The organism is Serratia sp. JSRIV001, from assembly GCF_019968745.1.
In the GTDB taxonomy this organism is placed as follows: domain Bacteria; phylum Pseudomonadota; class Gammaproteobacteria; order Enterobacterales; family Enterobacteriaceae; genus Chania; species Chania fonticola_B.
The window spans coordinates 5069878-5090994 of sequence record NZ_CP074147.1 but is presented as its reverse complement, the minus strand read 5'-3'; the positions used below and the strand labels follow the sequence as shown (position 1 = coordinate 5090994).

Below are 21117 nucleotides of genomic sequence, written 5' to 3'. Positions count from 1 at the left end.
AAGCGCCGTGCGTTCTTCTGCCTGCGCTCCTCATACAAAAAGAAATCTTCGCGGCCGCTCAGTGGCCGGGTTGGCAGTGTGCTAATGAGGTTGTTATGTTATTGATATTACGTGCGATAATCGTCACGGTCTATTGCCTGTTGGTGAGTTTTTTCGGTTCGCTTTACTGCTTGTTCAGCCCGCGTAACCCCCGCCATGTAGCGACCTTTGGCCATCTGTTTGGCCGCCTGTCGACAGTGTTCGGCATCCAGGTTGAACTCCGCAAGCCTGCTGGCGCGGACAATAACGGCAAATGTATTTACATTGCCAACCATCAGAACAACTACGACATGGTGACGGTTTCTAATGCGGTACAGCCACGCACCGTGACCGTGGGCAAAAAAAGCCTGGTGTGGATCCCGTTTTTCGGCCAGCTTTACTGGTTGACCGGTAACCTGCTGATTGACCGGGATAACCGCGCTAAAGCCCATGGCACCATCGCTCAGGTGGTGGATGCCTTCAAGAAACAGGACATCTCGATCTGGATGTTCCCGGAAGGAACCCGCAGCCGTGGCCGTGGCTTACTGCCGTTTAAAACCGGTGCGTTCCACGCGGCGATCGCGGCCGGTGTGCCGATTGTGCCGATCTGTGTTTCTTCTACCGACAAGATCAAGCTGAACCGTTGGAACAACGGCCATGTGATTGTGGAGATGCTGGAACCTGTCGATACCAGTAATTACAGTAAAGAACAGGTGCGTGAGCTGGCGGCCCATTGTCGCGAGCTGATGAAGGCGAAGATTGACCAGTTGGATGCGGAAGTCGCCAAGTTAGACGCCGCCAAAAAATAATAGAACGCAGTTAGCTATTTTCATACGGCCTCATGCCGTTTATGCCCCGTTTTAGCGGGGCTTTGCACACGGTTCAGCTTTGTTTTCATGGAGAAGATATGTCACTCAGTCGACGTCAGTTTATTCAGGCATCGGGCTTGGCGCTATGCGCGGGAACCGTGCCGCTGAGGGCCGAAGCGAGCGGGATGCCAACTCCGTTACCGATCCCGCCACTGCTGGAATCCCGCCGTGGTCAGCCGCTGTTTTTAACCCTGCAACGTGCCCATTGGGCCTTTATGGACAACCGCAAAGCGTCCGTCTGGGGCGTCAACGGTATGTATCTGGGGCCGACGGTGCGGGTCTACAACGGTGACGACGTCAAACTGATCTACAGCAACCGCCTGCCCGAGCCGGTATCGATGACCATCAGCGGGTTGCAGGTGCCAGGTACCCTGATGGGCGGTGCGCCGCGCATGATGTCGCCCAACGTTGACTGGTCGCCAGTTATCCCTATTCGTCAGGCTGCGGCCACCTGCTGGTATCACGCCAATACGCCGAACCGTATGGCGCCGCACGTTTACAACGGTCTGGCCGGCCTATGGCTGGTCGAGGATGAAATCAGTAAAAACCTGCCGCTGCCGAACCATTACGGTGTCGATGATTTCCCACTGATCATTCAGGATAAGCGCCTGGATAACTTCGGTACGCCGGAATACGATCCTCCGGCGCAGGGGGGCTTTGTTGGCGATACGCTGTTGGTCAACGGCGTGCAGAACCCGTTTATCGAAGTCTCACGTGGCTGGGTTCGCCTGCGCCTGTTGAATGCCTCAAACTCACGGCGCTATTCGTTGCAGCTTAGCGATGGGCGGCCGATCAACGTGATTGCCAGCGATCAGGGATTCCTGCCTGCACCGGTCGCGGTACAGCAACTTTCTCTGGCTCCAGGTGAGCGCCGCGAAGTGCTGATCGACATGTCGCAGGGGGCCGAAGTGACTCTCACCGCCGGTGAAGCGGCAGGGATCATGGATCGTCTACGTGGCCTGTTTGAACCTTCCAGCATGCTGGTTTCCACCCAGGTACTGACGTTGAAACCGACAGGCCTGTTGCCGCTGGTCACCGACAATCTGCCGATGCGCCTGCTGGCAGATCAACTGCTGGATGGTAACGTCAGCCGCTCACGTGAATTCCGTCTGGGCGACAAGATGGCCGGGATTAACGGGGCTATCTGGGATATGAACCGCATCGACGTACAAACGATGCAGGGCACCTGGGAGCGTTGGACCATTCATGCCGATACGCCGCAGGCGTTCCACATTCAGGGCGTACAGTTCCTGATTAAGCGCGTCAATGGCGCGCAGCCGATGGCGGAAGATCGCGGCTGGAAGGATACCGTCTGGGTCGACGGCGACGTGGAGCTGCTGGTGTACTTCAACCAGGTTTCCTCGGAGCACTTCCCGTTCCTGTTCTACAGCCAGACGTTGGAAATGGCCGATCGCGGTTCGACCGGCCAGTTTGTGGTTCAGGCTTCCGCTTAAACAGCCCCGGGCGTTCGCAGCATTTTCAGGAACGCCTTCACCACCGGAGTGGCACTTTCGGCGTGGTAGATCGCATACAGATCCGCCGAAGGGGCCGCCTGCAACGGGCAGAAGCGTACGCCGGGCCAGGGTATGCGCCCGTAGCTGTCCGGCAGTAACGTAATACCAAAGCCTTCCGCCACCAGCGCCATCAGGGTTTGCGGTTCATTAACCTGATGGACGATGTCCGGCGCAAAGCCATGTTGCAGACACAGGTTGTGCAGATACAGCCCCAGGCTGGCCTCGTTGGGCGGCAGCACGATAAATTTGTCATGCTCCAGGGCTTGCAGTTGGATTTCTTCCCCGGTTGCCAGTGGATGCCCCGTTGGCAGCACCACCGAGATCTTCTCCCGCGCCAATAATTGACAGGCCAGCCCCGGCAGCGCCTGTTGTTTTGCCTCACGCCAGACCCCGATATCGATATGCCGCTTCTGCAATGAGACGATCTGCTGGCTGGGAGTTTGTTCATTCAACGTCCAGGTGACCTTCTCTTCCTGCCCGGTAAAGCGTTTTAGTGCCGGGATCAAACCGCCCCAGACAGAGGTGCCTACCATGCCAATCACCATATGGCCGGCCTCGCCACGGCCCAGTTGCTGCACCTGATTGAGCGCATTGCCCGCCTGATCGAGCAACGTTTCGACGTTATGGAACAGCGTGCGGCCAGCCTGCGTCAGCGCCATGGAGCGGGTGGTGCGTTTGAACAGTTCCACCCCCAGCTGGCTTTCCAGCTCTTTGATATGCTTGCTGAGCGGCGGTTGGGACATGTTCAGCCGCTGTGCGGCCTGGGTAAAGTTCATCTCCTCCGCCACCACGCGGAAATAGTGCAGCAGGCGAAAGTTGATCCGGCTAGGGTCGGGTAGTGGCTTTTTCATGGTTTTTTCGGGCCTCCCGATGCAGGGTATTTATAGGTAAACAGAATAAATCAGCGGGCAACAATGTATTGGTCGCCACCCGCTGTCGCTCTCTACTATGGGGATCAGGCTGTGTCCCTTAATTGCACATGAGCGCCGCTGGAGGTCATTTGGACGCGTTGCAAGGCACTAGCCGTGAAGTTTGGTGGGCCCAAATAAGCGGGGAGAAACGCAGATACGCGTCCAAATGGCCCCAGCCCTAAGGGGCTGCGACGGCACCATGGTCAATTAAGGGACACAGCCTAATTCATCCCCCTACAGAAGAGAATACTATGTTTAATCAAGACGATGCTTTTTCTTGTGCCGACGTGCTGCGGACCAGACTACCCGGCTTTCAACCTCGCGCTGCATTGATTTTGGGATCGGGGCTGGGGGCACTGGCAGACGTAATGACCGACGCCGTGACCATCGACTATACCGAACTTCCGGGTTTCCCGGTGAGCGGCGTAGTGGGCCATGCAGGGCAACTGGTGGCGGGCTGGTTGGAAGGTGTGCCAGTGTTGTGCATGAAAGGGCGCGGACATTTCTATGAGGGCCGTGGCATGCAGGTGATGACCACCGCCGTGCGCACCTTCAAACTGCTGGGCTGTGAATTCCTGCTGGCGACCAATGCTGCTGGTTCACTGCGTAAATCGGTCGCCCCGGGTAGCCTAGTGGCGCTGACCGACCACATCAACTTTATGCCGGAATCCCCGCTGGTGGGGGCTAACGACGAGCGTTTTGGTCCACGCTTCTTCAGCCTGGCTAACGCCTACGATCGAGACCTGCGTGCGCAGCTGGCGGCGGTAGCGGCCAAAGCCGGTATCCCACTGGCAGAAGGGGTGTTTGCCGCCTACACCGGCCCGAACTTTGAAACCCCGGCCGAGATCCGCATGATGCAGACGCTGGGTTGTGACGTGGTGGGGATGTCGATCGTGCCAGAAGTGCTTTCGGCCCGGCACTGCGGCCTGAAAGTGTTGGTGGTTTCAGCGATGACCAACTATGCCGAAGGGTTATCCGATACGCCGCTTTCCCATGAGCAGACGCTGAGCTGTGCCGCGCTGGCGGCAGACGACTTTATGCGCCTGATCCGTGAGTTCTTCAAAACGCTGTAATCCTTATTTCCATCTGACTACCCCGCGGCAAGCCCCTACCTTGCCGCGTAAATCACAACAATAAGGTGATGGTAATGGCAATAAAAACACGATTGAAGGTGATGATTTTTCTCCAGTTCTTTATCTGGGGCGCCTGGTTGGTGACGTTGGGTTCCTACATGATCAACACCCTGCACTTCAGCGGGGCGCAGGTTGGTATGGTGTACAGTTCGAAGGGGATCGCCGCGCTGATCATGCCAAGCCTGGCCGGGATCATTGCCGATCGCTGGATCAAGGCCAACCGTCTGTATGGCCTGTGTCATCTGCTGGGGGCGGTGGCGTTGTACTACGCCGCACAGGTCGATCAGCCGATGGTGATGTTCTGGGTCATGCTGTTCAACGCGATGGTCTATATGCCCACCATGGCGCTTTCCAACGCTATCTCTTACTTCTGCCTGGAAAAGCACGGTTTTGATACGGTAAAGGATTTCCCGCCGGTGCGGGTTTATGGCACCGTGGGCTTTATTCTGGCGATGTGGCTAATCAGCTTTAGCCGCATTGAACTGAGCAATATGCAGTTGTATCTGGCTTCCGCGGTGTCGCTGCTATTGGCAATCTACTCCCTGACGTTGCCAAATTGCCCGACCAACAAGGTGAAACGCTCGCAAAGCTGGGTCAGCATGTTGGGGCTGGATGCATTCGTGCTGTTCAAGCAAAAACGCATGGCGGTGTTCTTCCTGTTTGCCATGTTGCTGGGGGCGGCGCTGCAAATCACCAATACCTTCGGCAATCCGTTCCTGCACGATTTCTCGCTTAACCCGCTGTATCAGGACAGCCTCAGCGTGCGCTATCCTTCGGTGCTGCTCTCCCTGTCGCAAATCTCTGAGGTGTTTTTCATCCTCACCATCCCGTTCTTCCTGCGGAGATATGGCATCAAGCAGGTGATGCTGATCAGCATGGCGGCCTGGACGTTACGTTTCCTGTTCCTGGCCTACGGTACGCCTGCCGGGTTCGGCTTCCTACTGCTCCTGCTTTCAATGATCGTTTACGGCTGCGCGTTTGATTTCTTCAATATTTCCGGCGCCATCTTTGTGGAGAAAGAAACCGACCACCGCATCCGTGCCAGCGCTCAGGGGCTGTTTATGACCATGGTCAACGGTGCAGGGGCTTACGTTGGAGCCATCGCCAGCGGCGAGGTTGTGGACTTCTTCACCCATAACGGGGTGAAAGATTGGCAGAGTATCTGGCTGGTGTTTGCCGCCTATACGCTGGTGCTGGGGGTGATTTTTGCCCTGTCTTTCAACTACCAACATCGGCCGGAAGCGATGAGCGGCGAGCTGCAGAAGGCGCATTGAGGTAAAACACAGGGGCTGAGTTCAGCCCCTGTGATATCAGGCAGGAAAACGCTGTTGCAGTTGTTGCCAGTCTGGAGCTCCGGCGGCACCACGGCTGGCCACCACGCAGGCGGCCACGCGGTTGGCAAGATCGACCGCTTGAACCAACGACAGGCCAGCGGAAAGCCCGGCTAGCAAACCCGCGCAGTGGGCATCCCCCGCGCCGATGGTATCAACGACGTCAACCGGGTAAACGGGCACATGCTGCGGTTCATTGCGGCCATCACAGACCCAGGCACCGTCACGATCCAACCGGCAGATCAGGGTAATGTTATGCGCTGTGGCATAACGTTGTGCGGCGCTGACGGCGTCGCCTTCCCCACACAAGATCGCGACTTCGTCGCGGTTGAGGGTGAGTAAGGTGTGGCTATCGCTAAGCATGGCGAAAAACGCTTCACCTAGTTGATCGACGCGCGGGCCGGGATCCAGCAGCCGCCACTGATCGAACGGCAGGCGGGTAAGCCAGTCTCTCAGTGCTTCACCGGGTTCTCCCACCAGTTCATAGCCGTTGGCATAGACCACCGTTTCTGGCGTTAGCGGCAGGGTGGCCAGTTGCGCCTTATTCCAATGGGCTTCACAACCGGTCACGGTAACAAAAGTACGTTCACCGTTGGGTTCCACCAACGCCAGGCACCAACCATTATCCAGTTGGCCGTGGCGTAGCAGCACCGGCAGATCCAGTTCCTGCATGGCGGCTTCGATGGCCGCTCCCCAGTCTCCGCTACCAACCGGCATACCGTTAATCACGGGGACATCCAGGCGGCGTAGCGCCCGTGCTACGTTGAAGGCGCAACCGCCAATCTGCCGCTCTTGTGGCTGCGCTTCGATATCTTCACCGCTGGCTGGCAGCTTTGGCAGCGTGAGAACTACGTCACCTACGGCACCGCCTACCACCAGAATGGGTTTTACTGCGACAAATTCACTCATTGCTGTCCTTTGTTACTTGCCAGATAGAGGCCATAGGCAACCAGGCTGACCAGGAAGGAAACGAACAGCCCCAGGCTGGAATCAGCGAACAGGCCTTTAGCCAATGGGCCATCGATAAAGCCGGTTTTGGTCACTAGCAGCCCGCACAAGGCGCCGAGGAACCAGCAGAATAGTGGCACCTTACGCACGCCGCGGTTCTGGCCGTTCAGGCCGTACAGGGCATTACCGTCGTAACCATGATGACGGCGCACTTTAGCATAATCGAGAATGAAAATGGCTTCCCAGGCGGCAAGGAATACCCCGCAGAACACCAGGAAAGAGATAAATGGCCCCATAAAGTCGCCAGAAATAAACAGCACATAGATGGCGATGCCAAGGATCACCACGGCGTCAATGGAGACGGCCAGCGATTGTTTCACCTTCACGCCTAGCGTTAGCAGGTTAAGACTGGCGGAGTAGAGGCTGAGCACGGCAATAGTGACGATACCGGCGGTCGCGGCCAACAGATAAGGGATGGCCATCCACTTTGGCAGTACCGAGCCGATTAACGCAATCGGGTTGGCGGCGCTGGCCAGATCCGGCAGCTGTACCGAAAGCAGAATGCCGGTGAACATCAGCAGGATCAGGGGCAGACAGGCACCGCCCACTACGGCGGCAAAGATGCTTTTATCTGAAGATTCTGGGCTTTGATAACGGCTGTAATCGGCCCCGGCAATGGCCCAGCTGATACCGGTACCTGCTGCGATCACCGAAACGGCAGGCAGGAAGCCGGTCAACCAACTGCCGGAAGGCAGTGACAGCACTTTGCCCCATTCGGTGGTAAAGACGATATACAGCACCACAATCAGCGTCATGGTGCCGAATATCCGGCTGAACCAGCTCTGCATCCAGACTACCGTGTTCTGGCCCAGCAGGCTGACCACGATGGTCAAGCCACCAAACAGCAACAGGCTGAAAGCGGTAAGGGAATGGCTTTCACCCAGGCCTATGGCCTGGAACAGCGCCGCCAGGGTGAGTGTGCCGGTGATGACGTTCACCGCTTCCCAACCCATCAGGTTGATCCAACTGAAGGTGGTGGGGGCAATGTTGCCCTTCAGGCCAAAAATCACCCGCGATAAGGTCAAAGTAGAGGTACGGCCACGTTTGCCGGCGAAGCTGGTGTAACCGACCAAAGCAAAACTGGCTACCCCGACCAATGCGGCCAGGATGGACTGGATAAAGGACAGGCCAAACGCGACAATAATTGCCCCGTACACCACGCCAAGAATGCCGATGTTGGCGGCAGACCATATCCAGAACAGCTCGAGCGGTTTACCTGTCTGCTCAGCATCCGGTACGCGATCGATGCCTGTGCTTTCTACTTTCCATGTCTCACTGCGGTTGATTTCACTCATAGTGCGATTTATTCCTGTTTTCGCAGCCTAAGGAGAGCGGCCGCGTAGGGCTCAAAATCTATTTGATTGGCGCTATTGATCGTGGCAATCCACTCCGCCGGGAAGGCGGTTACGCCGCGTAAGGCTCCGCAGATTGCCGTTGCCATGGCACCAATGGTATCGGTATCTCCACCCAGATTGGCGGCCAGGATCGCACAACGTTGCGGATCGGTGTCTGCCAGTTCAACCAGTGCCAACGCCATCGGGATTGACTCGATAGTGTCCATCCCGGCACCGACGGTATGGTAAAGCTCCGCCAATGCTTCGCTATCCGGCAGATGGCCCAGGTTAGCGGTGAACTCCAGCGCCCAAACCAGACGGCGGCTGAGCGAAGGGCTGAAGGTGGTGATATGTTGCTGTTGCACCTGCTCTACCCGTGCGGGCAGTTCTTGCTTGATGGTGGCCCAATCCGCACCTTCGACAGCCCGGCTAACGGCCCAGGCAATGGCAAAAGCGCCAGCTACGGCGATATCCGATTTGTGGGTCGGGCTGCAAGACAGCCTTACCGCTGTGATAAAGGCTGGCAAATCGCCGCTTGGCAGCAGGCAACCTAACGGAGCTACACGCATGGCCGCTCCATTGGTCACGCCGTTAGCGGCGATCTCTGCTACCGGCGTACCGGCGCGGAACGCCAACAGCGCGGCTTTGGAGCTGGGGCCAAGGATATTTTTCTCAAAGGCTCCGATCCGTTCTGCCCACAGCATGATGTGGTGAGCTATACGTTCCGGCTCGATCCGGCCCTCTGCGGCCAACAGCGCATCCATCAAGGCCACTGCCTGCTGGGTGTCATCCGTGTATTCCCCGGCGATAAAGCCGTTTGCTGCGATATTTTCTGCCGGGCCAGGCAGGAAGCTGGTGATCCAACCAAAATAATCACTAACCTGTTGTAATGGCCACAGTTCTGACGGCATCCCCATCGCATCGCCCACGGCTTGCCCATAGAGCGCTCCGAGTATGGCGTGGTGAGGATTTTTTATATTTTTCATTTATATGGGTGTTCCCTGGTGTTGGTGCTAACCGATGTAAAACATCAGTGTTGCTAATGTTAACTGTAAAATGGATCCAATTAAAGTCCAATGGTTGAAAAATGTGACTCCAATCTAAGTCCAATGCAAGCGCGCATGATGTAATTACCCTGAATGTGACAAATATGGTAAAAACGAGGCGGCTTGAGGAATGCGAACAAATCAGAGGTGGGTCCGATGAATGATTTTATTGCCTTGCTGCGTCAGCAGTTTTCACAGGCAGCGGCGGCACCACGTTACATCCAGCTGGCGAATTCCCTCGAAATTGCCATTAAACAGCGTGTCTTGGGCGTTGGCGATTTTTTACCGCCCGAACGCATGCTGGCTGAAGCATTGGATTTGTCACGGGTCACCGTCAGTAAGGCGATGAGGTTGCTGGAAGAAAAAGCGCTGGTCTCGCGCCAACAGGGCATTGGTACTCGAGTGGCTATGCACATCGGCTATTCCCTCAATCAGGATAACGGCTTTACCGCGCAGGTTTTACGCAGTGGCAGCAGCGTCAGTAACCAATGGCTGTTGCGTTCCTGCATAAAGGCACCCTGCGAGGTAGCCAAGGCGCTGGAGTTGGCAAGCGACAGTATCGTGGTCAAGCTACGTCGCCTGCGGTTGATGGATGGCAATCCGGTGTCGTTGGAAACCACCTATATCCCGACCCGTTTTCTGCCCGATCCCGAAGAGCTGGAACACTCGCTGTATGCCCTATGGAAGTCGCGAGGTATTGTGCCAGAGGGCAGGCATTTTTTATTGAAGGCGGTTGCCAGCAGTGACGAAAACGCCAGCTTGCTCAATGTGCAAAGCGGCACACCGCTGTTACGCATTGTCCAGACCAGCCGCAACGCCCAGGGCGAAGTGCTGGAGTTCAGCGAAACGCTGTGCCGCAGCGATGTGTACGAGTTTGAGGTCAAAAGCTGAGTTATCTGAGAAATAACCATGCTCTTTTGGCGGCGAGTGCGTATAATCGCCGCCCGGCGATAAATTAACCTGCACAAGAGCACCCGAATGAGCACTACCAGCCTGATCCAACCCGAACGTGAATTGTTCTCCTACGAGCCTTATTGGGCCGAATGTTTTGGCCCCGCGCCATTTTTACCGATGTCGCGTGAGGAGATGGACCAATTAGGCTGGGATAGCTGTGATGTGATTGTGATCAGCGGGGACGCTTACGTCGATCACCCAAGCTTTGGCATGGCGATTGTGGGCCGCATGCTGGAGGCTCAGGGCTTCCGCGTGGGGATCATTGCCCAGCCGGACTGGAGCAACAAAGAAGACTTTATGCGTTTGGGCAAACCGAACCTGTTCTTCGGCGTGACCGCTGGCAATATGGACTCGATGATCAACCGCTATACTGCCGATCGTAAGCTGCGTCATGACGATGCCTATACCGCCGGTAACGTGGGCGGCAAACGCCCGGATCGCGCCACGCTGGTCTATAGCCAACGCTGTAGAGAAGCCTATAAAGATGTGCCCGTCATCCTGGGCGGTATCGAAGCCAGTCTGCGCCGTATTGCCCATTATGATTACTGGTCGGATACCGTGCGCCGCTCGGTCCTGGTGGACTCCAAGGCTGATATGCTGATCTACGGCAACGGCGAACGTCCGCTGGTGGAGTTGGCGCATCGCCTGGCGGCGGGTGAAAAAATTCAGGATATCCACGATATCCGTAACACCGCAGTGATGCGTAAAGGGGCCATGCCGGGCTGGAGCGGGGTGGATTCCACTCGCCTGGACAAGCCGGGCCGTATCGAGCCAATCCCTAATCCTTACGGTGAAGATTTGCCCTGTGCCGATGGCAGCACGCCAGAGCCAGACGCCAAGCCGGTCACCGTACGTGCCGCCAAACCCAAGCCGTGGGAAAAAACCTACGTGCTGTTGCCTTCCTTCGAAAAGGTGAAGGCGGACAAGGTGCTGTATGCCCACACTTCGCGCATCCTGCATCATGAAACCAACCCTGGCTGCGCCCGTGCGTTAATGCAAAAACATGGCGACCGCTACGTGTGGATCAACCCACCGGCGATCCCGCTCACCACCCCGGAAATGGACAGCGTGTTTGCCCTGCCGTACCAGCGTGTTCCGCACCCATCTTATGGCGAAGAGCGCATCCCGGCCTACGATATGATCCGCTTCTCGGTGAACATTATGCGTGGCTGCTACGGTGGCTGTTCGTTCTGTTCAATCACCGAGCATGAAGGACGCATTATCCAGAGCCGTTCGGAAGATTCGATCGTGCGTGAAATCGAAGAGATCCGCGACAAGGTGCCAGGCTTTACCGGGGTGATCTCCGATCTGGGTGGCCCAACGGCCAACATGTATATGTTGCGCTGCACCAACCCGCGTGCCGAGCAAACCTGCCGCCGTGCCTCCTGTGTGTATCCGGAAATCTGTACCTATATGGATACCAACCATGAGCCGACCATCAAACTCTACCGCCGCGCCCGTGAGCTGGAAGGGATCAAGAAGATCCTGATCGCCTCCGGGGTGCGTTACGATCTGGCGGTTGAGGATCCGCGTTATATCAAGGAATTGGCGACCCATCACGTGGGCGGCTATCTGAAGATCGCGCCGGAGCATACCGAAACCGGGCCATTGTCCAAGATGATGAAGCCGGGGATGGGGAGCTACGATCGCTTCAAGCAGCTGTTCGATCAGTATTCCAAACAGGCAGGTAAAGAGCAGTATCTGATCCCTTATTTTATCTCCTCGCATCCGGGCACCCGCGATGAGGACATGGTGAATCTGGCGCTGTGGCTGAAGAAAAACCGTTTCCGTCTCGATCAGGTACAGAACTTCTACCCGTCGCCAATGGCGAACTCCACCACCATGTATTACAGCGGCAAGAACCCGTTGGGTAAGGTGGGATATAAGAGTGAAGACGTGTTTATTCCGAAGGGCGATCGCCAGCGTCGCCTGCATAAGGCATTGTTGCGCTATCACGATCCGCTTAACTGGCCGCTGATCCGTACGGCGTTGGAAGAGATGGGAATGAAGCACCTGATTGGTGGCCGTCGCGAATGCCTGGTGCCAGCACCGAGCATTGACGAGCAGCGCGAGGCCAAGCGCTTACAGCGGCATACCCGCCCGGCGTTGACCAAGCACACGGACATTACCCGCCAGCGCACACCGTCCAACAAGCCACCGCGCAAGCCTATCCGCAACGGTAAGGCCTGATAGAGCAGGGAGCCCAAGCGGCTCCCTTTCTTTTATCCCCTCTAGGGGATATTCCATAAATTATCCCTTGGTGAGGATATTATTTTGTTATCCCTTTCAGGGAAGACTCTATGGAGCTAGCTATTGCCAGGCTACAAACTGTTATACGCCGCCTCGACCTTCAGCATATAACGCGGTGCCTGTGGTGACGGATGGTACTGGCGCACATGCCAGTGAAAGGCTTCCGGTGACAGGCTGTTGATCATTCTGATGGCTTTTTGGCGATCGCTGGAGAAGGTACGTAGCAAGGCTCCCGCGCCGTTGGCATAAGCCACCTCAGTGGCATAGCGGCGGGTCACCGGATCGTCAATCCATTTCAGTTGCTGCTGTTGCAGCGCCCCGATATAGGCCGCCCCCAGATCGATATTGGTTTCTGGATCCAACAGGTCGTCATCATCCGGGCAGCCGCGTTTGCCTTTAAAACGGTAGGCATCACAACCAGCGGTGTTCGCCTTAAGCTGCATCAGGCCGATGGCGTTGGAAGGGCTGACAGCTTTAGGGTTAAAGCCGGACTCTACCTGAATAATGGCGGCGATCAGCTTGCGATCGATTTTGTATTCGTCGGCCGCGTCTTCGATTTCATCGTCATAGGCGTGAGGATTGTGGCTGGTGCGCTGGTGCTTGCTGGAACAGCCTGCCAGCACCAATAGCATTAACACCATGGTCAGGCGCGGCAAAGATGAGAAAGAGAAAGTCATGAAACTCCAAGCTGCTGTGATCGGATTGCTGCGCCATATCATAGCGTCAGCGACCGATAAGATCTTGGGTTAAAAGCCAATTAACGCGAGAGGCTACCAACAATATAGCAACGGGGCCGACAGTGCGGCCCCGCCATGTTTACAGAGAATCAGGATCCGGCCCTAGGCGGTTGCCGATATCCAGCTTGGTGATTTCGCCCAGTTCATCCTTATCCAGTTTGAAATCAAATACCTCAAAGTTTTCGCGAATGCGCGCGGGTGTAACCGATTTCGGGATCACGATCAGGCCGCTGTCCAGATGCCAGCGCACGACGATCTGTGCAGGCGTCTTGTTGTATTTTTCTGCCAGCTTCTTGATCAGCGGTTGATCGAAGACGCCTTCGCCCCCTTGCGCCAACGGGCTCCAGGATTCGGTAGCGATATGGTGGGTGGCATTCCAGGCGCGCAGCTGGCGCTGTTGCAGCAGCGGGTGCAGTTCGATCTGGTTGATCACCGGCGCGACGCTGGTTTCATCCAGCAGGCGTTGCAGATGTGGTGTGTGGAAGTTACAGACGCCGATGCTTTTCACCAGCCCTTGCTCACGCAGTTTGATCAAGCCGCGCCAGGCTTCGACATACTGATCCTGTGCCGGTTTCGGCCAGTGGATCAGATAGAGATCGACGTAATCCAGCTTCAGCTTTTTCAGGCTGGTTTCCAGTGCTGCCTGCGGATTGCCCTGATCGTCGTTCCACAGCTTGGTGGTGATAAATAGCTCTTCACGTGGGATCGAGGTAGCTTGCAGCGCGGCACCTACCCCTTCCTCATTTTTGTAAATCGCGGCGGTATCGATGGAGCGATAGCCGACTTCCAGCGCCTTGGTGACGGCCTGCGTGGTTTCTTCAATGCTGGCTTGCCATACGCCGAGACCCAACTGCGGCATCAGATTACCATCGTGGAGTTTGATGATGGGTTGCATGCGTTATCTCCTTATGACTGCTTTCAGGCCAAGGCCTGCTTACATGAATTTTAGTTCGCCACCTCAGTGCTTGCCGAGTTTGCGACCTCAAGCGTGCATATCCAGTACGATACGGTAACGGGCCTTGCCCGCCTCCAGATGCGCGATGGCATCGTTGACCTTGCTCAATGGAAAATGTTCTACCTGTGGCTCTATGCCATGGCGGGCGCAGAAGGCCAGCATGTCAGCCAGGCGTGAAGGGGCGCCGGTAGGCGAAGCGGAAAGTTCAGCCTGTTTGCTGATAAACGAGAACACCTGAACGGGTACCGGGTCGGGGATCGCCCCAACGAAGTGCAGGCGGCCTTTCGGGGCCAAGGTACCGATAAAGGCGTCCCAATCTAAAGAGGCGCTGGCGGTGACCAGAATAAAGTCGAGTTGATTGGCAATGGCCTGTAATGCGGCGCTGTCATTGCTTGCCACTACGCGGTGAGCTCCCAACGAAAGTGCTTCGTCGCGTTTGCTGTTGGACGAGGTGAAGGCGGTGACTTCACAGCCCCAGGCGTGCATAAAGCGGATCGCCATGTGACCCAGGCCGCCAATACCGACCACGCCAACGCGCTGTGTCGGGCGGACATCGTATTGCAATAGTGGGTTGAACACCGTGATCCCACCGCAGAACAACGGCCCGGCACTGGTCACGTCAACGCCTTCCGGCAGTGGGATCGCCCAGGCCCAGTGGCTGCGGATGCGATCGGCAAAACCGCCGTGGCGACCAATAATGGTAGGTTGTACCTCGTTGCACAGATGCTGATCCCCAGACATACAGGGGTGACAGTACATACAGCTGCCGCGATTCCAGCCAACGCCCACCACCTGGCCAATCTTCAGCCCTTTGTTCTGCGCATGGGCACCCAACTTGGTGACTTTACCCACCACCTCATGGCCGGGTACGAACGGGTAGTGGGTCATGCCCCATTCATTGTTCAGCATGGAGAGGTCGGAGTGGCAGACGCCACAGTAATCAATAGCAACTTCAATCTCATCGTCGCCTAAGGCACCGGCGTCGAAGGTAAAAGGTTCAAGCGGCTGTCCCTTGCCGGGCGCGGCCCAGGCACGAATACTATTGTCAGATACGGAGCTGGATTGATTCGCCATAAAATTCTCCCATGGGTTAACGAGACGATGTTATGCGATGCGATCGAAAGCGCGGATAAGGCGCACAACCGTGCCCGATGATCGGTCGGGCACGGTAAGTAGAAACTAAAGCCTAGCAGGAAACTGTGATGTTGCGATGAAATCGTGTGCTGGCAATTAGCGTGCCGCTTGATAAATGCGTTGGCTGACTTCCAGCGTAATATCTCCATGCTCGCCCAGCGCGGTCATACCGTGCTGATGCAATTTGTCGAGCAGCGCAGGGATAGAGCTACCGTCGAGTTGATAATCAGACAGGCGGGTTGGCACGCCCATTTGCTCAAAGAAGGCACGGGTGGCGGCGATTGCACCGTCGATACGGCTTTCTTCGGAGCCCTCACGCAGGCCCCAGACGCGATCGGCGTACTGCAGTAGTTTTTCGCGTTTCTGGGCTTTTTTCTCTACCAGCAAGGCAGGCAGGACGACGGCCAGGGTTTGCGCATGATCCAGACCGTGCATGGCGGTCAGTTCATGGCCGAGCATATGCGTTGCCCAGTCTTGTGGCACACCGGCACCGATCAGGCCGTTCAGCGCCATGGTGGCACTCCACATCACGTTGGCACGCACCGCATAGTTTTCCGGTTCGGCCAGCGCACGTGGGCCATCTTCGATCAACGTTAACAGCAGGCCTTCGGCAAAGCGATCCTGCACCTTGGCATCGACCGGGTAAGTCAGGTATTGCTCAATGGTGTGGACAAAGGCGTCCACTACGCCGTTGGCGATTTGGCGTGGAGGCAACGAATAGGTCACCACCGGATCGAGCACGGCGAACAGAGGCTGCACCAGCGGGGAGAAGAAGTGCTGTTTGTCGCCGCTGCTTTTACGGGTGATCACCGCGCCGCTGTTGGACTCGGAGCCTGTCGCTGGCAAGGTCAGCACGCAACCCATCGGTACTGCGCTGACGATCTCGCTGCCCACGGTTTTCAGGATATGCCACGGATCGCGATCGGCCTGGTAGTCGGCCGCCGCCGCGATGAATTTGGTGCCATCAACCACCGAGCCACCGCCGACGGCCAGCAGGAAGTCGATCTTTTCTGCCCGCACGATTTCTACCGCTTTCATCAGGGTTTCATAGGTCGGGTTAGGCTCGATACCGGAAAACTCCTGTACGTTGCGGCCAGCCAGCGCGGCATAGACCTGATCCAGTACGCCGTTGTTCTTCACGCTGCCACCGCCGTAGGTGATCAGGATGCGGGCGTCTGCCGGGATTTGTTTGCCTAATTCGGCAATCTGGCCTTTACCGAACAGGATTTTGGTTGGGGTGTGGAGGATGAAGTTTTGCATTATCGTATTCTCTTTTCGTGTCAGGGAAGCGCCAGCGGCGCAAAATAGCTGGAGTCTATTGTCGGTAACCTGGCCCGATCGCACAATGCACATTCCTGTCGGTGTCTTGCCTATTTCTACACTACACTGTAGAAATAGCATCTTTATGGTTATTATCCGTGTCGAATTATTCAGGCTACTAGAGGGGCTTGCTGATGGAGAACGTTGAACTACGTAGCCGTATGGCGCGCCAGGCGATGCGCTTTGCCGCCGCCAAAGGCTATAGCCCAACGCCCGTACCTATGGTGAAGGTGTTGTATAGCGATGAGTATTACCCGCGTCAGCCGGTGATGTATGAGCCTGGCATCGTCATCATCTTTCAGGGCCACAAGGTGGGCTACTGTGGCAGCAAGGTGTTTCAGTACGATCCGCGCAATTACTTGCTGATGACGGTATCGCTGCCGTTTGAGTGTGAAACCTTTGCCAGCCCGGAACAGCCGCTGGTGGGGCTGGCGGTCAATATCGACACCCAGATGCTACAGGATCTGCTGATCGATATCGGTGATGACGATTATCTGATGCAGCCTAGGGGGGAAAGCAGCGGCGTTAATCTCTCAGTGCTTAGCGATGAAATGCTGTGCGCCACCGAGCGTCTGTTGGACGTGATGGAGAAACCGCTGGATGCTCGGGTGCTGGGGCCACAGATCGTGCGCGAGCTGCTTTATTACGTGCTGCGTGGCAGTTGCGGTGCTTCGTTGCAGGAACTGGTTAACCGGCATACCCATTTCAGCCAGATCGCCAAGGCGTTGCGGCGGATTGAGAATCAGTATGCCGAGAACATCAACGTCGAACAGTTGGCGTACGAAGTGAACATGAGCGTGTCGGCGTTTCACCATAACTTCAAGGCGGTGACCAATACCTCGCCGCTGCAGTATGTGAAGTCGTATCGTCTGCACAAGGCGCGTTTGCTGATGCTGCATGACGGCCTTAAGGCCAGCACGGCAGCGATCCGCGTGGGCTACGAGAGTGCTTCGCAGTTCAGCCGCGAGTTTAAGCGGCTGTTTGGCATTACGCCGAGCGATGAGATCGCCCGGCTGCGGGACAATAGCGCCATCATGCAGGGTTAACGCGTCAGTACGATTTTGCCGAACGGGCCGCGATCGAGGTGATCGAGCGCCGCGGGTAGCTGATCGAAACGGTAACGCTGGTCGATGACAGGCTTGATGCCGTTGGCGTCGACGGCGCGTACCAAATCTTCCAATGCGCGGCGGTGGCCTACACCGATGCCCTGGATCTGCGGCGATTTCAGCAGCAATAGGCTAGCTGGAATGGCAATATCAAAACCCTCCAGTACGCCAATGACCGAGATACGGCCATGTATCGCCACGGCGCGTAGTGAATTGGCCAGATTGCTGCCGCCAACGGTTTCGACAATATGATCGATACCGCGATCCTGCGTCAGTTGATAGATCGACTCCACCCAATCCTCTCGCAGGCGGTGAATGCCGTGATCGGCCCCTAACGCCTTGGCACGTAGCAGCTTCTCTTCGCTGCCGGAGGTGACAAAGACCTGTGCTCCGTGGGCTTTGGCAATCTGTAGCGCGAACAAGGCAACGCCACCGGTGCCTTGTACCAATACCGATTCCCCGGCACGCAAATGACCGCGTTCTACCAAGGCAAACCAGGCCGTCAGCCCAGCGCAGGGTAAGGTACTGGCTTCGGCATCGTCTAGCGTGCCGGGAGCTGCGCTCAGCCAGTTTTCATCGACCACCACGTATTCGGCCAGCATCCCTTGATAGGTACCGCCTGCCGTACGGTAAGGTGGAATGCGCGCATCACCATCAGGCTTACCCTCTATCCAGTCCGGGCTAAAGGTAGAGATCACCCGATCGCCAGGGCGAAAACGCGTGCTGCCGCTTCCCACCGCGTCTACCACGCCAGCCATATCCGAGGCTGGGGTAAACGGCAGCGGCAGATCCAACGGCATGGTGCCTTCTATCACCATTTTATCGCGGTAATTCAGCGCTACGGCGTTCACTTTCACCCGCACCTGATGTGGGCCGGGTTGTGGAATGGCGCTCTCGGTTAATTGCAGATGTTCACGCCCTACGGCGTTCATCGTCCAACGTTGCATGGTTTCGGTCATGAGGTGCTCCTGATGGGTTGAAGATATTCACAGATAATAGCGTTGATTTAAAATCACCAGTGTCGATAAAATTTCACAAGATTGTTTCCTAAAAGGCTACAAGTGATGAGTGACCGATTAAGCGGCATTTCGGTATTGGTCAGCGTGGTGGAGGCGGGCAGTTTTGCGCTGGCGGCCAACAGGTTGCATCTCTCCCGTTCGGCGGTGGGCAAAACTATTGCCCGGCTGGAGCAACGGTTGGGTGTGCGCCTGTTTCACCGCACCACCCGCAGCCTGAACCTGACTGACGATGGCGCGCTGTTCTATGAGCGTTGTTTACGGGCGTTGGAGGAGATCCGCGTCGCAGAGAACCTGTTGGAAAGTGGTAAGCGGCAAGTCAGTGGCCGGTTGCGGGTCTCGATGCCGGTGCTGATTGGCCGCCTGTGTATCGCGCCGGTGCTTACCGCGTTGGCGCGTGAGCATCCAGGATTGGAACTCGATCTGTCATTTAGCGATAGGGTGGTGGATTTGGCTGAGGAAGGATTCGATCTGGCGGTGCGTAATGGCCCTTTGCCGGACAGTGCCGGGCTGGTGGCTAGAAGGTTAGGGGATAACCGCATGACCCTATGCGCCTCGCCGGAGTATCTGGCTCGTTGTGGTACCCCGGCTAGCGTTGAGGAGTTACAACAGCACGATGCCATCGCTTATCGCTACGCCTCAATGATACGTAGCTGGTTGATCCCGCAGGCAGATGGAACAACGCGAGAAGTGATGCCAAAACCTCGCTTGCTGATGGACGATCTTCAGGCGATTGCCGACGCGTCGGTGGCCGGGTTTGGCATTGCCTGGCTGCCATGCTGGCTAATCCGTGATGCCTTGCTGGAAGGCCGATTACAGCAGGTATTGGGGGAGGTACCGGGGAAAGACTTTGAAGTGAATGCCGTCTGGCCGCTCACGCCGCATTTACCCTTGAAAGTGCGGCTGGCGGTGGATGCGCTGGTCAGCCACCTGCCTGCGAGGATGGCGCTATAGTCGCGCCTTCGGGCTCAGCAAGAAAAACGCAGCGCAAGATGAAATAATAGTAAAAAACGAGAGGATCAACATTAGGGTGCTAAATCCCTCATGGTATGCGGTCAGTACCTGCGCATGGTCTAGATTTTGCGAGAGGCTCATATCCCCCATGATTAGGCGTTGGACCAGCTCGCCATTATCATTCTGCGGTTGCAGCCTAAGGAGGCTGCTGTTGACCAGGGTAGTGAGCATGGCAATGGAGATTGCAAGTGCGATACCTTCACCAGCGACACGCGTGGTGTTAAAAATTCCAGCGGCCATGCCTGCTTGTTCTTTGGGTACAACGTTTACCGCTAGCCCATCCATTAGTCCCCAAGGAAAACCAGCTCCGATACCGATGATCAGCATGGCAAAAATCAACTGCAGGTGATCGCCGATAGGGACTCGACTGAGGATGTACAGCCCTGTGGCCGCCAGCAGAAAACCGAAGCCAGAGAGGGAGCCCGCAGAGATCCAACGGGTTAACCAGGCGGCCAGTAACGGCACCACCAGCATCGGTGTCGAAAGTGCCAGCATGACCAAGCCACTTTGTATGGGGGAAATACCTTCAACGCCGATCAGCCTGAATGGCAGCAGCACTATCAGAACGATGTAGCAATAGCAGGTTCCTAACGGAAGTAACTGGACACCGATGAAACGTGTGTGCCTGAGCAGGCTGAGTTCGAGCATCGGCTCTTTTGAGCGTAGCTCGATAACCACGAAAGCAATCAAGCAAGTCAGCGCGCTGATAAGTAAGCTCACGATCAACGATGAACCCCATCCAGCTTGCGGGGCGAGGATGATCCCGGTGGTGAAAAGTACGAGCATCGCTGAAAAACTCGCCAAACCTGGAAGATCCAGCTTTTGAGCCTGCGGATTCTTGCTTTCGTGCATCTGTGAAATGGCGGCGATTAGTGCCGTTGCAGCGAGTATTGCGGTGGTAATGAAGATCGAACGCCAGCCGAATTGTTCAATCAGCGCACCAGTAATCATTGGACCAAATGCCAGGCCGAGGCCGAAGGTCGTTCCCAGCAAACTAAAGGCTCGGGTTCTGTCCTGCCCTTCGAACTCTTGTGCCAGAGCGGCCGAACCGCTAGCGAGTGCCGCAGCGGCTGCTATCCCCTGAACTGCCCGCAATATATCCAGCCAGACAATGCTGGTGGCACTGGCCAGAAGTAAGCTGACGATGACGAATAGCAGAAGGCCCTGGATGAATATGCGTTTGCGGCCATAAATGTCCGAAAGCGTGCCAGCGGCCATGAGTAGGCTACCGAAACTCAGCATGAACGCGTTGGTTACCCAGGCTTGGGCAGATGGGCTGGCGTTGAAAACCTTGCTGATGGTTGGGGTGGCGACGGCACCCCCGGTGAAACTCAGCGGTAATACCAAGGCGGCTAGGCAAATAGCACCGAGAAAGTAGTAACGGCCTTTTTGTAGAGAGTGATCGGAATTGTTACCCATTGCGTAATCCCTCATTTTTGTAGCAATCTGGGAAACTAAATCTATAGA

General features: G+C 56.4%; 18 protein-coding genes. 8 read left to right on the top strand and 10 right to left on the bottom strand.

Translation table 11 applies throughout. The features are described from left to right. Window positions 1-95 precede the first annotated feature (95 nt). Both KGP17_RS23595 and ftsP read left to right on the top strand, forming a co-directional pair. A complete protein-coding gene (locus tag KGP17_RS23595) occupies window positions 96-827 on the top strand; it encodes a 1-acylglycerol-3-phosphate O-acyltransferase (RefSeq protein ID WP_065684664.1) in 732 nt (243 codons plus the stop codon). Window positions 828-925: 98 nt separating this feature from the next. Beyond that, entirely contained in the window at window positions 926-2341 is a 1416-nt protein-coding gene (gene ftsP / locus KGP17_RS23590) for a cell division protein FtsP (RefSeq protein WP_199063195.1), read from the top strand. On the opposite strand, the gene KGP17_RS23585 is transcribed toward ftsP, so the two are convergent. Then, window positions 2338-3252 carry a LysR family transcriptional regulator gene (locus KGP17_RS23585; RefSeq protein ID WP_024529144.1) on the bottom strand — a complete coding sequence of 305 codons (915 nt, stop codon included), beginning with the start codon at window positions 3250-3252 and terminating at the stop codon, window positions 2338-2340. The two genes, ftsP and KGP17_RS23585, sit on opposite strands and share 4 nt — an antisense overlap. Window positions 3253-3563: 311 nt before the next feature. On the opposite strand from KGP17_RS23585, the gene xapA reads away from it, so the two are divergent. Both xapA and KGP17_RS23575 read left to right on the top strand, forming a co-directional pair. Continuing rightward, entirely contained in the window at window positions 3564-4385 is an 822-nt protein-coding gene (xapA, locus tag KGP17_RS23580; RefSeq protein ID WP_024529143.1) for a xanthosine phosphorylase, read from the top strand. 74 nt (window positions 4386-4459) lie between these two features. After that, a complete protein-coding gene (locus KGP17_RS23575; protein ID WP_211136066.1) occupies window positions 4460-5719 on the top strand; it encodes a nucleoside permease in 1260 nt (419 codons plus the stop codon). 36 nt (window positions 5720-5755) lie between these two features. Here the strand turns inward: KGP17_RS23575 and KGP17_RS23570 are convergent, their stop codons facing one another. The 3 genes from KGP17_RS23570 to KGP17_RS23560 are packed head-to-tail and all read right to left on the bottom strand — an operon-like array spanning window position 5756 to window position 9104. Then, window positions 5756-6685 (bottom strand): PfkB family carbohydrate kinase, encoded by a 930-nt coding sequence (locus KGP17_RS23570; protein ID WP_211136067.1) that lies wholly within the window; start codon window positions 6683-6685, stop codon window positions 5756-5758. Then, complete coding sequence (locus KGP17_RS23565) at window positions 6682-8079, bottom strand: cytosine permease (RefSeq protein WP_199063198.1); 1398 nt, start codon at window positions 8077-8079, stop codon at window positions 6682-6684. The genes KGP17_RS23570 and KGP17_RS23565 overlap by 4 nt, the downstream gene beginning before the upstream one ends. A gap of 8 nt (window positions 8080-8087) precedes the next feature. Continuing rightward, entirely contained in the window at window positions 8088-9104 is a 1017-nt protein-coding gene (locus KGP17_RS23560) for an ADP-ribosylglycohydrolase family protein (RefSeq protein WP_223498491.1), read from the bottom strand. A 216-nt stretch (window positions 9105-9320) separates the two neighbouring features. On the opposite strand from KGP17_RS23560, the gene KGP17_RS23555 reads away from it, so the two are divergent. After that, window positions 9321-10055, top strand: a complete 735-nt coding sequence (locus tag KGP17_RS23555) for a GntR family transcriptional regulator (RefSeq protein WP_223498490.1) — start codon at window positions 9321-9323, stop codon at window positions 10053-10055. 87 nt (window positions 10056-10142) lie between these two features. Then, the gene (locus tag KGP17_RS23550; protein ID WP_223498489.1) at window positions 10143-12308 is read left to right on the top strand and encodes a YgiQ family radical SAM protein; all 2166 of its coding nucleotides are present in this window, start codon (window positions 10143-10145) and stop codon (window positions 12306-12308) included. 131 nt (window positions 12309-12439) lie between these two features. Here the strand turns inward: KGP17_RS23550 and KGP17_RS23545 are convergent, their stop codons facing one another. The 4 genes from KGP17_RS23545 to yqhD all read right to left on the bottom strand — a co-directional run bounded on the left by KGP17_RS23545 (window position 12440) and on the right by yqhD (window position 16454). Then, the gene (locus tag KGP17_RS23545) at window positions 12440-13045 is read right to left on the bottom strand and encodes a transglycosylase SLT domain-containing protein (RefSeq protein WP_024529135.1); all 606 of its coding nucleotides are present in this window, start codon (window positions 13043-13045) and stop codon (window positions 12440-12442) included. Between the two features lie 139 nt (window positions 13046-13184). Further along, window positions 13185-14000, bottom strand: coding sequence for a 2,5-didehydrogluconate reductase DkgA (gene dkgA / locus KGP17_RS23540; protein ID WP_024529134.1), 816 nt, complete (start codon window positions 13998-14000; stop codon window positions 13185-13187). A gap of 87 nt (window positions 14001-14087) precedes the next feature. Next, window positions 14088-15134 carry an NAD(P)-dependent alcohol dehydrogenase gene (locus tag KGP17_RS23535; RefSeq protein ID WP_223498488.1) on the bottom strand — a complete coding sequence of 349 codons (1047 nt, stop codon included), beginning with the start codon at window positions 15132-15134 and terminating at the stop codon, window positions 14088-14090. A 156-nt stretch (window positions 15135-15290) separates the two neighbouring features. Beyond that, window positions 15291-16454, bottom strand: coding sequence for an alcohol dehydrogenase (gene yqhD / locus KGP17_RS23530; RefSeq protein ID WP_024529132.1), 1164 nt, complete (start codon window positions 16452-16454; stop codon window positions 15291-15293). Between the two features lie 221 nt (window positions 16455-16675). Between yqhD and KGP17_RS23525 the strand changes: the two genes are divergently transcribed. Beyond that, a complete protein-coding gene (locus tag KGP17_RS23525) occupies window positions 16676-17560 on the top strand; it encodes an AraC family transcriptional regulator (RefSeq protein ID WP_223499722.1) in 885 nt (294 codons plus the stop codon). On the opposite strand, the gene KGP17_RS23520 is transcribed toward KGP17_RS23525, so the two are convergent. Beyond that, window positions 17557-18579, bottom strand: a complete 1023-nt coding sequence (locus KGP17_RS23520) for an NAD(P)-dependent alcohol dehydrogenase (protein WP_223498487.1) — start codon at window positions 18577-18579, stop codon at window positions 17557-17559. The genes KGP17_RS23525 and KGP17_RS23520 overlap by 4 nt on opposite strands. 105 nt (window positions 18580-18684) lie before the next feature. Here KGP17_RS23520 and KGP17_RS23515 point away from each other — a divergent pair, with 105 nt between their 5' ends. Continuing rightward, on the top strand, window positions 18685-19590 hold the full coding sequence (locus KGP17_RS23515) for a LysR family transcriptional regulator (protein WP_223498486.1): 906 nt from the start codon (window positions 18685-18687) through the stop codon (window positions 19588-19590). Here KGP17_RS23515 and KGP17_RS23510 read toward each other — a convergent pair. Continuing rightward, the gene (locus tag KGP17_RS23510; RefSeq protein ID WP_223498485.1) at window positions 19585-21069 is read right to left on the bottom strand and encodes an MFS transporter; all 1485 of its coding nucleotides are present in this window, start codon (window positions 21067-21069) and stop codon (window positions 19585-19587) included. The two genes, KGP17_RS23515 and KGP17_RS23510, sit on opposite strands and share 6 nt — an antisense overlap. Window positions 21070-21117 lie beyond the last annotated feature (48 nt).

Excerpts from the sequence above, each read along its gene's own strand:
- xapA (WP_024529143.1), top strand. The coding sequence starts at position 3,564 with ATGTTTAATCAAGACGATGCTTTTTCTTGTGCCGACGTGCTGCGGACC.
- ftsP (WP_199063195.1), top strand. The coding sequence starts at position 926 with ATGTCACTCAGTCGACGTCAGTTTATTCAGGCATCGGGCTTGGCGCTA.
- dkgA (WP_024529134.1), bottom strand. The coding sequence starts at position 14,000 with ATGCAACCCATCATCAAACTCCACGATGGTAATCTGATGCCGCAGTTG.
- KGP17_RS23565 (WP_199063198.1), bottom strand. The coding sequence starts at position 8,079 with ATGAGTGAAATCAACCGCAGTGAGACATGGAAAGTAGAAAGCACAGGC.
- KGP17_RS23520 (WP_223498487.1), bottom strand. The coding sequence starts at position 18,579 with ATGACCGAAACCATGCAACGTTGGACGATGAACGCCGTAGGGCGTGAA.
- KGP17_RS23560 (WP_223498491.1), bottom strand. The coding sequence starts at position 9,104 with ATGAAAAATATAAAAAATCCTCACCACGCCATACTCGGAGCGCTCTAT.
- KGP17_RS23555 (WP_223498490.1), top strand. The coding sequence starts at position 9,321 with ATGAATGATTTTATTGCCTTGCTGCGTCAGCAGTTTTCACAGGCAGCG.
- KGP17_RS23575 (WP_211136066.1), top strand. The coding sequence starts at position 4,460 with ATGGCAATAAAAACACGATTGAAGGTGATGATTTTTCTCCAGTTCTTT.
- KGP17_RS23550 (WP_223498489.1), top strand. The coding sequence starts at position 10,143 with ATGAGCACTACCAGCCTGATCCAACCCGAACGTGAATTGTTCTCCTAC.
- yqhD (WP_024529132.1), bottom strand. The coding sequence starts at position 16,454 with ATGCAAAACTTCATCCTCCACACCCCAACCAAAATCCTGTTCGGTAAA.
- KGP17_RS23535 (WP_223498488.1), bottom strand. The coding sequence starts at position 15,134 with ATGGCGAATCAATCCAGCTCCGTATCTGACAATAGTATTCGTGCCTGG.
- KGP17_RS23515 (WP_223498486.1), top strand. The coding sequence starts at position 18,685 with ATGAGTGACCGATTAAGCGGCATTTCGGTATTGGTCAGCGTGGTGGAG.
- KGP17_RS23545 (WP_024529135.1), bottom strand. The coding sequence starts at position 13,045 with ATGACTTTCTCTTTCTCATCTTTGCCGCGCCTGACCATGGTGTTAATG.
- KGP17_RS23525 (WP_223499722.1), top strand. The coding sequence starts at position 16,676 with ATGGCGCGCCAGGCGATGCGCTTTGCCGCCGCCAAAGGCTATAGCCCA.
- KGP17_RS23510 (WP_223498485.1), bottom strand. The coding sequence starts at position 21,069 with ATGGGTAACAATTCCGATCACTCTCTACAAAAAGGCCGTTACTACTTT.
- KGP17_RS23595 (WP_065684664.1), top strand. The coding sequence starts at position 96 with ATGTTATTGATATTACGTGCGATAATCGTCACGGTCTATTGCCTGTTG.
- KGP17_RS23570 (WP_211136067.1), bottom strand. The coding sequence starts at position 6,685 with ATGAGTGAATTTGTCGCAGTAAAACCCATTCTGGTGGTAGGCGGTGCC.
- KGP17_RS23585 (WP_024529144.1), bottom strand. The coding sequence starts at position 3,252 with ATGAAAAAGCCACTACCCGACCCTAGCCGGATCAACTTTCGCCTGCTG.